The 13,173-nt window shown below is 30.0% G+C and carries 12 protein-coding genes; 5 read left to right on the top strand and 7 right to left on the bottom strand.

What is annotated here, in order from left to right; translation table 4 throughout:
• Positions 1-59 precede the first annotated feature (59 nt).
• The 7 genes from GvMRE_RS06115 to GvMRE_RS06085 form a co-directional block, all read right to left on the bottom strand.
• On the bottom strand, positions 60-614 hold the full coding sequence (locus tag GvMRE_RS06115; RefSeq protein ID WP_147410358.1) for a type I restriction enzyme HsdR N-terminal domain-containing protein: 555 nt from the start codon (positions 612-614) through the stop codon (positions 60-62).
• 110 nt (positions 615-724) lie between these two features.
• The gene (gene cysS, locus GvMRE_RS06110) at positions 725-2,083 is read right to left on the bottom strand and encodes a cysteine--tRNA ligase (RefSeq protein WP_147410357.1); all 1,359 of its coding nucleotides are present in this window, start codon (positions 2,081-2,083) and stop codon (positions 725-727) included.
• A gap of 111 nt (positions 2,084-2,194) precedes the next feature.
• Positions 2,195-2,485: a hypothetical protein gene (locus GvMRE_RS06105; RefSeq protein WP_147410356.1), complete on the bottom strand. Its 291-nt coding sequence runs from the start codon at positions 2,483-2,485 to the stop codon at positions 2,195-2,197.
• A gap of 9 nt (positions 2,486-2,494) precedes the next feature.
• Complete coding sequence (locus tag GvMRE_RS06100) at positions 2,495-2,758, bottom strand: hypothetical protein (protein WP_147410355.1); 264 nt, start codon at positions 2,756-2,758, stop codon at positions 2,495-2,497.
• Between the two features lie 21 nt (positions 2,759-2,779).
• On the bottom strand, positions 2,780-3,298 hold the full coding sequence (locus tag GvMRE_RS06095; protein ID WP_245939635.1) for a restriction endonuclease subunit S: 519 nt from the start codon (positions 3,296-3,298) through the stop codon (positions 2,780-2,782).
• A gap of 20 nt (positions 3,299-3,318) precedes the next feature.
• A complete protein-coding gene (locus tag GvMRE_RS06090) occupies positions 3,319-6,204 on the bottom strand; it encodes an N-6 DNA methylase (RefSeq protein WP_147410353.1) in 2,886 nt (961 codons plus the stop codon).
• Entirely contained in the window at positions 6,204-6,509 is a 306-nt protein-coding gene (locus GvMRE_RS06085; RefSeq protein ID WP_147410352.1) for a hypothetical protein, read from the bottom strand. Before GvMRE_RS06085 ends, GvMRE_RS06090 begins: the two co-directional genes overlap by 1 nt.
• 220 nt (positions 6,510-6,729) lie before the next feature.
• Here GvMRE_RS06085 and GvMRE_RS06080 point away from each other — a divergent pair, with 220 nt between their 5' ends.
• From GvMRE_RS06080 to GvMRE_RS06060, 5 genes are all read left to right on the top strand, one after another.
• Complete coding sequence (locus GvMRE_RS06080; protein WP_245939634.1) at positions 6,730-7,887, top strand: IS630 family transposase; 1,158 nt, start codon at positions 6,730-6,732, stop codon at positions 7,885-7,887.
• A gap of 400 nt (positions 7,888-8,287) precedes the next feature.
• Positions 8,288-9,313, top strand: a complete 1,026-nt coding sequence (locus GvMRE_RS06075) for a recombinase RecA (RefSeq protein WP_147410350.1) — start codon at positions 8,288-8,290, stop codon at positions 9,311-9,313.
• Positions 9,314-9,345: 32 nt separating this feature from the next.
• Positions 9,346-9,774, top strand: coding sequence for a hypothetical protein (locus tag GvMRE_RS06070; protein ID WP_147410349.1), 429 nt, complete (start codon positions 9,346-9,348; stop codon positions 9,772-9,774).
• A 9-nt stretch (positions 9,775-9,783) separates the two neighbouring features.
• Positions 9,784-11,583, top strand: a complete 1,800-nt coding sequence (locus GvMRE_RS06065; protein ID WP_147410348.1) for a DUF262 domain-containing protein — start codon at positions 9,784-9,786, stop codon at positions 11,581-11,583.
• A gap of 23 nt (positions 11,584-11,606) precedes the next feature.
• Positions 11,607-13,154, top strand: coding sequence for an ABC transporter ATP-binding protein/permease (locus GvMRE_RS06060; RefSeq protein ID WP_147410347.1), 1,548 nt, complete (start codon positions 11,607-11,609; stop codon positions 13,152-13,154).
• Positions 13,155-13,173: the final 19 nt, after the last annotated feature.

Here is a 13,173-nt window from a genome sequence, read left to right as displayed (position 1 = left end):
TGCAAAAAGAAAAGAGGGTTTTTTGCTAATTGCAATGACTGTTAATACTCAACAAAAAATTAAGGAAATGGTTTACAAGAAAGCGAACCATCTTCATTTCTGGTATACACCCGGCTTTTTTTTGTTCCATCAAAATAAATACCGTGTTTGGCATTAAGTATTCGCATTGCAGGAATTAACTGGTGCTTGATTGCTGATTCAATTTCTCGGGAATTATTTTTTACTTCCACTACCGCAAAAAATTTGTCATTTTTTTTTATGGTCAAGTCTACGCGTAAAGAATTATGGCCATCTCGTCCAATGCGAATAACATGTTCAAGACCAATTTGTCCTTTCTCATAGCCTCTACTTAAAAATCATTTTATTAACTTAATTGTTCAATATTCTTCACTATATCGACCATCGGCCGCATATTTTCCTCTTTTCAACCTTCCCCGAATTGGACAAACAAGAACATTATCAGGCAATCTTTTCTTTCGAACTTCTGCTTCTTTGCTGAGTCAACTAATTAAAGCAATCAATAAAATAAGAGCAACCAGAGCAATTAAAATTACCCACCAATAATTAATAAAAAAATTCTTTAACTTTTCTGCTATCTCGCCCAATTTACTCATTATATATTTAATATTTTAGCAAAAAAGTTGTTTTATTAACTGACCTAGGTAGTTGTCAGTTTTAACCCATTTACTTACCAATAACCAAAATAATTGCCAATTTTTTATTTTTAAATTATATCCTTTTCTTGTAATTGCTTTCTTATTTGGTCTGCTTCCAAAAATTGCTTATTTTGGCGAAGTTTTTGTCATTTAGTAAGTAAATAGCAGATTTGTCATTCATAGTTAACCAACTCAAATTTAAATCCTAAAAGGTCTAAAATAAAGTAATAAATGATGCTTAATTCTTGCATTAAATTTGCTTTTTTTTGCTCGTCTAATTCTTTATTTAAAAGATAGATTATTTTATCCAGGTAATAAAATGCTTTGATAGTGTTCAAATTATCAGCCAGAGCCTGGATAGTTTCTTTATATAACAGATTATTTTTATTAATTTTTTGTTGATTAATAGTTATTTTTTGCCAATAAAAATATAATTTCAGTCTTTTCAACAGATTTTTAATTTTTTGAGTGTAATCTTGAGCCTGTTGGAGCAATTTTTCATTAAAATTAATTACTTGGTTGTAATGACTATTTAAAAAAAGGTAACGGAGCACATTAGAACCGTATTTTTGGTAAAAATGCTTTGCCAAAATTATATTTTTCAAAGATTTAGACATTTTTTCTTGATTCCAATACAAATGTCCAATATGAAGTCAAACTTTACTTAATTCTTTATTATTATGAGCTAAATATTGAATTCTTTCGTTTTCGTGGTGAGGAAAAAGTAAATCATTGCCTCCGCCGTGGATATCAATAGTTTTTCCCAATAATTCTTGAATAAAAACTACACATTCAGTATGTCAACCTGGTCGACCATTTCCTCATGGTGAATACCAATTAACTCCTTGGTTTGTGTTTTTTCACAAAACGAAATCTTGAAAAGTTTCTTTATCAATTTTAGTAATTTCTCGGGAATTTTGCCTGGTTTCTCCGCTTTGTAATTTTTCCGCTTTTTGTTTGGAAAGTTGACCGTATTCAGGATTATTTTTCGTGCGAAATAAAATATTACTTTCTTGCTGATAAGCATGCTTTTTTTTTATTAAATCAGCAATAAATTTCTGAATTTGGGGAACATAATCAGTCACTTTTGGCGTGAAAGTAGGCTTAAGAACGTTGTAATTATAAAGATTCTGAAAGTAAGTTTTAATATAATGCTGAGTAACTATTAATTCTGATTTTTTTTCCTTTTGAGCTTTTTGGATAATTTTATCATCAATGTCTGTTAAATTGTGAACATACTTTACTCTGTAACCACAATGGAGCAAAAAACGATGTAAAATATCAAAAACAATTACTGGTCGGAGATTGCCAATATGAATATGGTCGTAAACTGTCGGACCACATAAATAAATGCTAACAGTTTGCTGAGGTTCAAGAACCAAATAATCATTTTGATTAGTTAAGGAATTAAATAAATACAACTTCACGGATAAATTAGTTTAGTTTTTATATAATTTTTTCAAACAAATATCCTTAATTAATAAAGAATAATTTTCATAGTATTGATATATTACAATGTTAGAATTAAATGTCAGTTTTTAATCATAATTATTTGTTTTCTCCAAATGCTTTTTATTGTAAGCATCGCGTATCATATACCTCCAACTGTCGCATAAATTCATAACACACCCATAATAATAATTCTCCTTAACATTTTTATAAATGGTGATTTGAGTAAAATCTTTTTCTTGCCAAGAAGCAGTTAAATATAAAGCTTGATTGGCATCTGCCATAGTAATACCATGCCTAGAAATACAACCATCACATCTGCCCGTTTTGCCATCAGTTATAAGGTCTATGGCTAAATCTTTTCTAATATTGTTAATCATGTTAAGTTTTTATTGTTGACCCTTTCATGACTTTAAATCCTCAAAGTAGTTTTTTTCAACTATATCTTTTATTTTATCAATTAGTTTCGTAGAACAATAATAGCAATAATTCTCTCTAACTTCTTTACCCATTCGAGAACTAATAAGCATGTAAATTACTTGGTCGGCTTCGGTTCAACTAGCACCCAATCTAGCAATACAACCACTACATTTACCTATTTTGTCGCCATTGATAAAATTAATGATTAAGCTCTTTTCTATGTCGTTAGTCATATAAGTTATTTTTTTAATAGTTTACCAGAGGTTATTTAAAAGTTTCTGTTCTTTTCCTTTCAATAATTCTATACTTTTCTTTTGCAAGCTAATTATTTTCTGCTCCTCTTCTAAATCTTTAACTGATTTCTTTTGAATTTCCAAAGGTGGTAAAGAAATTGAATAATTTTCGACAAATTCTTGCCTAATCCTTTGCCTGCCAGTGGTTCCTTTCATAACTGACTTTCCATCTTCTAGAAAGTTTGAATTTCGTAAACAATAATAAACTCATTCAATTAAAACTCCTGGCTTGGCTCGCAAAACAATAAATTCGGTGGAACCAAATCCAATACTATTCATTAAATTTTTCGCAATGCTCATTTTACCATTTTCAAAGCAAGGAGTAATCTTAGCAATTAGTAGGTCATTTTCAGCAAAACCAGTATAACCTTGACGAACTTCTTCAATTTTTTTAGCTCTGTTTGGCTCAACATACAAAGAATACTCTTCACAATCTTCCATTGGCAAAAAGGAGACTTCAATATCCTTTTTATCTTTAATTTCTGATTTAGAAGGATTTATTAAGCAAATATCTCTAATCTTTTTATTCTCATAGCAGAGAGAGAGAGAGAGAGAGAGTATAGAGAATTGAGATTATCAACAGTTTGACCGATATTTTGATAATTGGCTTTGATTTTAGTTAATTGTTCCACGGCTTTTTTCTGATTTTCCAAACTAGGAATTGGCACTCTAATTTCTTTTAAAGAATTGGCGTTAAATTGAGGTTGGGCAGTTCCTCCGATTAAATTATTTACTTGATTTCAATATTCAGGAGTTTGGGTGAAGCATCAGTAGTATTCTGGTAATATTTTTTCTTTATTAAGTTTAATTCTAATCAAGTCGTTAGTGAAAATAGTTTTTTCATTACTTTGAAAAATGGCAGTTCTCCCACAATTTCCATGTCTAGCAGTAATAATATCATCTCTATTTAGCAAACATTTATCCTCACTGATATTTTCCAACAAATCAACATACTTCTTTTCTTGGTCTAAAATATTTCCATATTGGTCAATATCTCCGGTTTGAATAAACCTATATTTCCCTTTATCACTGGCTTTGGCAGTATAACCATATTCAAAACTAGCAATTTCTCCTAACTTTTGGGTTTTAATTGGTTTCATTAGAGAAACAAAAAGAGGAAGTTTAAGGTTATCAATTATTTTCTGAGCGTTTTGAATACTTTGTTTTATTTTATTTAATCCACTGATAATTTTGGTTTGTTCTTCCAAAGTGGGAACTGGAATTAAATTTTTTTTTAAATTATCTAAACTTAAACCAGGAAATATAGTCCCTGAAGATTGGCTCATTAATTTTTCTTTCATTTGGGGAGTTTTAAAAATTGCTAATAAAAATCCTGGTAGTATTTTTGTAGTTTTATATTCTTGTTTGACCCTAATAATTGCTAGATGGGAAGAAGGTATTCCTTTTTTTACAATTTCTGAGCAAATAACCGCCTCTCCCACGGTTCCATCCAATGTTATGAGAATGTCATCGATTTCTAACTTGTTTTTAATTGTTTTAAATTTCGCATCAGTAATAAAATTATTACTTCAAGAAAAATCCTCATTTATGACATTTTTTTGCTGTCAAAACTTTCAAGGACTATTAGAAACAAAATCAGTTTTTTTAAGAGAAGAACCACGAGAAATATTAGCGATTTCTGATAAAGGCAAATACTCTTTTTCTCAATTTTTAGGAATTGGAAAATTATAAGGTTTAGTTAGTAAATTATAATCATTTTCCTCAATATTTTTATAATAAATCTTGGTAAATAAAGGAGAATTTGTTTTTTCCTCTATAACTACTTCTTTCCAAGCCGAAACCAAAATATCTCAGTCATTAATTCCTTCCATTCGGTCTCGATGATTATTTAAAGTAAAGCCATCATTTTTAATTTGGTAATAGTAAAAGTAGTCCCTGTTTCTTTTTTTCTTTTCAATGACAATAACTGAACTTTTACTCCCTGTGTAAGGCAAAAATATTCCTTTGGGTAAAGAAATAATGGCTTGAATAGAAAAATTTTCGATTATTCATTTTTTAGTATCTTGGTATTTTTTTATTTTTTGAGTAAAAAATCCCTCAGGCATAATTAAAGCTACTCGACCATTTTCTTTACAAGCTTTTAAACAGTGCTGAATAGCCAAACAATCGCCATATTTACAATTGATATGATATAAGTTTCCATAGTCAATATCATCAAATCCGAAAGGAATATTAGTAATTACCAAATCATATTCTTCGTTAACTGGAAATTGAAAGGTGTCTCTTCGTTGAATATTATTGTGTCCGTCTCCAAACAAAATCATATTCATTTTGGTAATGCGAGCCACGTTGGTTATTTCGTTGCCATAGAAACTGTTTCGAAGTATTTTTAGATTTTCCAAGTCAAGTTTTATTCTTTCGCTAACATATTTAAAACATTCAATCAGCATTCCACCCGTGCCACAAAAAGGGTCATAAATTTTATCTTTAAAGCGAGGTTGTAAAATATTTACTAAATGCCTAATTACATGGCGAGGAGTAAAATATTGCCCTAAATCTTTCTCCCCTGCGTTATATCTTTGAAGAAAGTATTCAAAGGCTTCTCCTTTCACATCTCTTTCAGTTTCCACCAAAGACAAAGGATTAAGTTTAGAAACTATTTCTTCAAGAGTTTTAGCATCTTCAACTTTGCTAATTGAAAACAACTCACCTTCTTGGTATTTTTTCTGAAAATGTTCTAGTGCTTTATCAATGCGACTTTTTAGATTATCGCCTTTTTCAGTGGCTCATGAATTTCATAGGTGCCTTTTTTCCACCGTGGGCTTTTCCTTGCTTTCTTCAATTTCACTAATTATTTTCAAAAAAAGAATATTGGCAAATTCAGAAAAGCGTTCATCGCCCGCTTGTAGCCCTCTTTTTCTTAATAAATCATTAGCATCTGCAAAGATTTTAATTAACTCCCTTCGCGATAAAACAACTTTATTTTCTTGGGTAATTAAGTGCGGTTGTTCGACAAATCTTAAAGCCTCTTTTTCAGAAAAAAAGTCTTTTACTTCTTCTCCATTAAGAGTTAAAGTTTTTTGGAAGTTAATATGATAAGCCTTAGTAAACTCTCCATTAGTGGCAATAACCAAAGGAACCTCAATACTTTTAGCATAATTAACTCCTTGCTCTAATGCCTGATAAATGTCTTCGCTGGGTCTTTTGGCTTCAATCACAATTAAAGGATTGGTAGTTCCTGATTGATAAAGAATATAATCAGCCCGTTTGCCCTTTAATTTTTTCTTTTGTTCTTCGGTGGCGGGTTGTTGTTTATAAACATTTCTTTTATCGCTGTGAATATCTTCAATTCAACCTAATTCTTTAAGTTTTTTATCAATAAAAGTTTCGGTGTCTCTTTCGATAAACTGGGTTCTTTCATTCATTATTTCGCTTGGTTAAAATCTTTAATTGTCAACTTTTTATACTCTTTCATGCTCTGTTTGGCTAATTCATTGTAAAGCCTACCTTTTAAAAGATAATCAATCCTTTCTTTCTCTAATGGCTCCAAATCATCTATGTTAATATTTTTTACAACATCAAATAAAGCAATTTTTTTCTCATAAGCATCTTTACGACTTTTTAAAACTGCTTCCATTTTTTTAAAGACTGAATGCTCGTATTTTTTATTTAAAATCATGAAACTTTTGCCACAGTTAGGACAATTTATTAATGCTTCTACTTCTACCATAATGACTTATATTTTAAATTTTAAAGAATGATAGAGGAAAAAAACAACTTGACTTTGTAAACTTTTTATTTTATTTTATAAAATAAATTATATAGTCTTATGGAGTATCTAGCAAAAATCAGAAAATAGCCAGCTTTGAAAATATACCTTTTTAGATACTCAAACCAATCAAAAAGATTATTTTTACCACCATAAACCAGTTAAATATATTCCTAATTTGGTGGGCAAATTAGAACTTACCAAAGATAATTTTTTACTGTCATTCAAGCAAGAAATCGCTAACGACAATAAACAGCTTAAAAGATTAGGGATATTAACTAAATTAGAGGGTAAAGTTAAATGAAATTATAGAAACTTTGCCAACAGTTATTATCCCAAAAGGCAAATCAACTTATCACCCCAAAAACTCCACGAACTACATACCCGAGGCTTCGCCTGAAAAGAAATGGCACTTGTTTATGGCAAAAGCGAACGAACCGTTTATCGGTGATTGAAACCTAGCATTGAACCCTTGCAAAAAAGAGGAGTTAAACCTAAAATATCAGAAGAAGTCATAAATTTAGTTCGTTCTTACACTTTGGAAAATACCACTAAAACTCAACAAGAAATAACCGACTATATTTGCCAAAAGTTAAACATTAAGATAAGTAGACCAAGCATCACAGTTCTTTTAAAAAGATTAGGAATAACTAGGAAAAAGTTAACTTATCGCTATAACCAACTGAACGAAGTTAAAGCAAAAGAGTTTAATGAAGAGATTAAACCACTGCTAGAAAAATACCCTTTTATTGCCTTGGACGAATGCTCTTTTTACCCTAATTCAGACCCTAGATTTGGCTATTCCTTGAAAGGGACAAGAGCAAGGGCGAGAAAACCCAGTAGTCAAGGTAAACATTACACTTTACTTTTTGCCATTAGTAGTTTAGATAAAAATGGTGTTATTCACTGAAAATTAGTTGAGGATAAAGTAAATTGAAAAGTTTTTTATGATTTCTTGGAGGAGATAAAGCTAATTGGCAATAAAAAGAATATCCTCTTAATGGACAATGCTAAAATACACATTACCTCTAACAAGAGAAAAGAGGCAGGGTTACCTAGTGTTGAGGAGGAACAAATAGCAAAGAAAAATATTGAAGTTAGATTTATAACTGCTTATGCTCCTATGCTAAATGCTACTGAATTATGCTTTAACTTATTGAGACAGCAGACAGAAAAACAAAAGCCTAGGAATTATGAAGAGATGAAAAGTGCTATTGAAAAGGTTGTAGAATTGTTAAACACAAAAGACCTTTCTAAATACTTCTGGCATTGTGCTACTTATTTTGATAGAAAAGATGCTAAAAATAAAGGCATTAATATACCAAATAGCACTAATTAATTCTTTCTCTCTCTTCTTAATTGTTCTCTCAAATCTTTTAGTCTCAATTTGTAAATTTGTAAAATACAGTAATATATGAAAAAGAAAAGAAGTTGATGCACTCTTTGTTTAGTTCGTGGACATAAAAAGGAGGCTATAAGTCAAAAAATAAGTCTTTGTGAGGTTCATTACTTTAATAAAGGAAAATGTAGTCGGTGTAAGGATGTAAAATTTGAGTAAAATAATTATATACGGTGCTATTTGGTATATTAATGCCAAAATAAATTAAAGATTACTGACATTTAATTCTAACATTGTAATACTATTTTAAAAACTTGGCCCGGAATAAATTAGTAATTTATGTAAAGCATTAGTAAAAATAAACATTTTTTTATAAGGTGAAAAACACAAAAATATTAATATGCTTAAAAAAAAGTCTTCTGAAGAAACCCCTGAAGTTAATATACAACAGCAAATCCAAAAAATTATTGAAAACACTAAAAAAGAATTTGGGGAAAAATCAGTTAGCACCTTAGAAGAAAGTGGTTTAGGTGGACGAAAAATCTTGTCAACTGGAAGCCTTTTATTGGATAAAATAATAGAAGCAGGTGGTTATATTTATGGAACTATTATAGAAATATTTGGTCAGCCTGGCGTGGGAAAATCTACTTTGGCTCTCCACGCGGTAAGTGAATGTCAAAAACAAGGAAAAATAGCTGCTTATATAGATTTAGAGAATAAATTAGGAAAAAACAACGAATATGCTGAGAGCATTGGTGTGAATGCTAAAGAACTAATTAAGTTTAATTCCTTAGGTGGTGAAGAAGTTTTTAGATTCATTAATAAAAATATTGAGGAAGGAGTAAGTTTATTTGTGGTAGATTCAGTAGCAGCCTTAGTGCCTGAAGCCAACTTAAAAGAGGGTTCTGAATCACAAGGAATTGCTTCCAAAGCCCGGTTAATTTCTGAAAGATTGCCCATCACTAATTTAAAAATGCGTGACAAGGACGTAATTTTAATATTTGTTAATCAGATAAGAGAAGACCTTTCAAGCAATTTCTTTGGTCCTAAATTAATTACTCCGGGCGGTTGAAGTTTGGAACATCATGTTAGTTTACGGATTATGATGAGGCCCCGAGAAAGAATCCAAAAAGATGCAGAATATATTGGAATAAAAACTCAGGCTAGTATAATCAAAAATAGTTTTGGTTCTCTTAAAAAAAAAGCGGCTGACTTGGAAATTATTTTTGGAAAGGGCGTTCAAAAAGAGCGAGAAATTATTGATTTAGCAGTTGAAAAAGATATAATTCAAAAAAGTGGCAATTGGTATTCTTATGGAGAAAAAAAATTAGGTAATGGCAAAGAAAACACAGTGGACTATTTACTAGAAAATCCTGAAATTTATCAAGAAATCAGAGAAATTATTATTAAGAGAGCAATAAACTAATAAAAAGTAAGCATAAAAAACTATAAATAAAGATGAAATTAAATAAATATTGAAAAAATTGATGGAAAAAAAGATGGTGGTTGCTGACCTTAGGGGCTACCCCTCCCAGCATGTTATTAACCATGTTAACTACTAATCAATGAAGTTATCGTTGGTGAATATTTATCTTGTATCTGAGTTATCTAATCCTTTACTTTTGGAGTGTAGCCTGATGCTACCATAAAAAAGGATGATACGGAGCTTTTGTTGGAGCATTAACTATTTTCCCTTGTAATTTATTAACTATTTGGAAATGATCCGAATGAGGAATATTAGAGGAAGATAAGGATGTGCTTGGCAATGGGAGAGATAAGTATACTGACTATGCTTATTTTAGATGTAAGCATTGTAGAAAACAATGGAGGGTATCCTATGAGACCCAAAAGAGTGTTTGTAAGGAGTGTTATGAGGAAAGAAGATAATAAAAAAGTATGAAAAAGCCTGAAATAAAAGAATGTAATCTTAGTGATTTTAATCGAATATTAGAACAAAAATCAGTTGCTCGCTTTTCCGTTCCCTCTTATCAAAGAGGATACAGTTGGGACACAAAAAATTGAAAATGATTTTGACAAAGTGCTAAAAAACTTATAGAAAAGAACAAACGTTTAGCATATCAAGAAGAAAAAGAAATCTGGTTTATTGGAAACATTATTTTACAGGAAGAACAAGACAACGCTTATAGCATTGTTGATGGGCAACAAAGATTAATCACAATTTTTATTCTTTTATCAGTCATTTATAAATATTCTTCTAACATGGAAATCAAAAACCAAATAACAAATTTTTTGCTTTGCGAAAATAAACTGCGAATAGAATTAGATGAGATAGATAATCCTTTTGATAAAGAAAGTTTTGAACGCACCATTTTCTCTACTAATTTAAAAACATGAAATTTTGATGAAATAAAAGAAGGAAGAGACAATATTTCTAGAGCTAATAATTTCTTTACTAAATCTATAAATTATAGAAACTGTGGCGATGTCTACCAAACCATTATAAACAATTTTTATTTTTCATTAATGATTGTTAATAAAGAGGCTGATGCTGGCGAATTATTTATGGCTCTGAATAAGACTGCTCTCGATTTAACTGTGGCTGATTTAGTGAGAAGTTTATTTATTGCTAATGAAGCTTCTAAGGAAGAAAGGCAAAGGATTTCCCAAATATGAAATGAAAAGATAGTAAAGAAAGTTTGTGCCTCTCCTGAAAATTCCAGCAATTACAAAAAAAGCCAAGAAATATTTAATTTTTTAATTCGTTTTCGAGAAGCTAAATTTGGTGATGTCTATCATAGTTTATGAGGTGACAAAACTCAATTTTACGAATTTTTCGAGAAAAAAGCCAATGAAGATAATTCAATTTTCGATTGGATGGTAGAATATGCCGAAGTCTACAACCACATAGTAGTTAAAAACGATATTTCCTGATGAAAAGAAAAAGATTGACCTTCGGAAATTTTTTATTTAACTTCTGATTTAATGTTGCTTGACTATCGATGGTTAGTTTCTCCTATTTTAGCAGTTTACTTTAAATTCAACAACAGAAGCGAAGAGGAAAAAGAAAAAGTAATTAAAGATTTAAGAAGTTTATTACTTTTTGCTTTTCGAATGACAACTGTTAAAGGTAGACAAGTAGAAGCAAAACCCCTTTGAGCAATTCGCGAAACCTTACTAAAAAATTTGGCCAAAGAAGACAACGGCGACACTTTGCTACTTGGACACGAAAAATGGTTTATAAGAAATAATTTTGACAAAGAATTTGTCGAAAATTTTGATAACTTTTACAACGAAGATTTAAAAAGATGACAACCTTTACAAAGATATAGAGAAAAAGTCTGAAAATTTATCATGTCTATTTATTACTGAAAAAAAATAATTGAAAATAACGAGATTGAAAAGAATGAAAAAGAGTGAATTAGAAAGGAAATGGTTAAAGACTATGACATTGAATATCTGGAAGTAGCACATAGAGAAAATCCTTTGGAAATGGAAAGTTTTAAGAATAACTTGGGAAATATTACTCTACTCAAAGGAACTGAAATAAAAAACAAGGGCTTTTTTAAATGAGATAGCAAGAAACGATTTGCTATAAAAAACTTAGAAAGAGACTGCTTAATGAACTATTTAGAAAAAAATTGAACTGATATTGAAGACATAAGAGAATTAGTAGAAAAGAGAAAAAGATATTTATTAGAAGATTTTAAAAGGCTTCGAATTTTTGAAAAAGACTAATTATCCACTTTTTTCTCTTAAAAATGAATATAATAAACAAAATGCCTTCGCCAAAAGAAAAACAGAACCAAAAAATTGACTTTTGAACTTTATATGAAAAGTTTAAATTTAAAGTAATTAGGCATTTTCTCCTTACTACGATTTGAACAATAATTTCAGTTTTTTTATTACTAATTATTGATAACTTTATTTCCGAAGATGCAAAAATAACTAACGATAATTACTCTTCGTTATTACCTGAAGTGCTACAGGGGCATTTTTCCTCTTTGACTAAAGAAAATTTTGTCCTTTTAGGAGTGGTCTTAGTCTTTTTTTATGCTATCTTTTTTTATTTTTCTAACCTTTGAGAAGAAGAATTAAGAGTGCAGGGCGGGCATTATGTAAAAAATCAATTATTAGATAAATTTCGGCAATTACCCTTTGAGGAGAAAGAAAAAAGAAACAAAGAAATCAACATCTTAGTTGAATTTGATTCAGGCGAAATTGGCTACACCTGAGAACATTTGCCTAATCATGTATATCATAGTCTCCTTACTATTATTTTGCTAATTTCAATGCGCTGGGAAAAGTTTAGCAAAATGGATAGCAAAGGGATTTTTTTTTCTTGCTTTTGGCTGCTTTTAATCAACATAGTTAGTTTTTTTTTTACCCGCTTAGTTTTAAGAAATGAAAAAAAACATAAAAAAGAACTAACCAAAGAATGAGCCGTAATTAATAAAGAAACTGAAAAGGCTAATTTGATTGAAGGTATGGGTTTAACTCCTCAATACCGAGACAAACAAAGAAAAGCTTCCCAAAAAAATGAAAAATTATTGCTTTCTTTTAACCGTACTAAATCATTAAACAAAACCATTCCCATCTACTGGTTAGCAGAAATGTTTCCTTATCTTTTATTATTTATAGTCGGAAAGTTCTCAAAAACGAAACGAAACCTTTTATCAATGTGATGGATTTTCGAGAACTTTCAGGAAATATTTAAATGTTTTTGGGAATATGGCGAATATGCTTCTTCTTTAAGTAGAGTTAACTATTTTCTCTCTCTTTCTGAAAAAGATGATAATCTTCAAGGAAAAATTTTGCCCGAAAAAGTGACAATCAAGACAATTAATTTTGAAAAAGTAAGTTTTAAATACCAAAGCAGTTCAGAATGGATTCTCGAAAATTATACTCATTCTTTCACCAAAGGAGAAATTAATCACCTATTTGGAGAAAATGGCATCGGTAAAAGCACTATTCTTTATTTAATTCTAGGTTTAGTAAAACCTCATAAAGGACAAATAATTATTGTTGACTCTCAGGGAGAAAGTTATAATCTTCATACTGATATTAATTTAAAATATTGACGGGAAACTAATACTGCTTATTGTTCTCATGATAACTTAATCACCGAAGGCTCCACTGGTCAAAGACAGTTAGCCAACCTAAGCCAACTTTTTGCTACTAAAACCCAAGCCGATATCTTTCTATTAGATGAAGCTGATAATGCGTTGGACCAAGAAAAAAAAAAGGAATTTGAAAATAATTTAGAAAACTTGGCCCGGAATAAATTAGTAATTTATGTAAAGCACTAGTAAAAATAATATATATATA

It is taken from the genome of endosymbiont GvMRE of Glomus versiforme, assembly GCF_003546845.1.
Note: the sequence above shows the minus strand (reverse complement) of the source record. Positions and strands in the feature narration are given on the sequence as shown.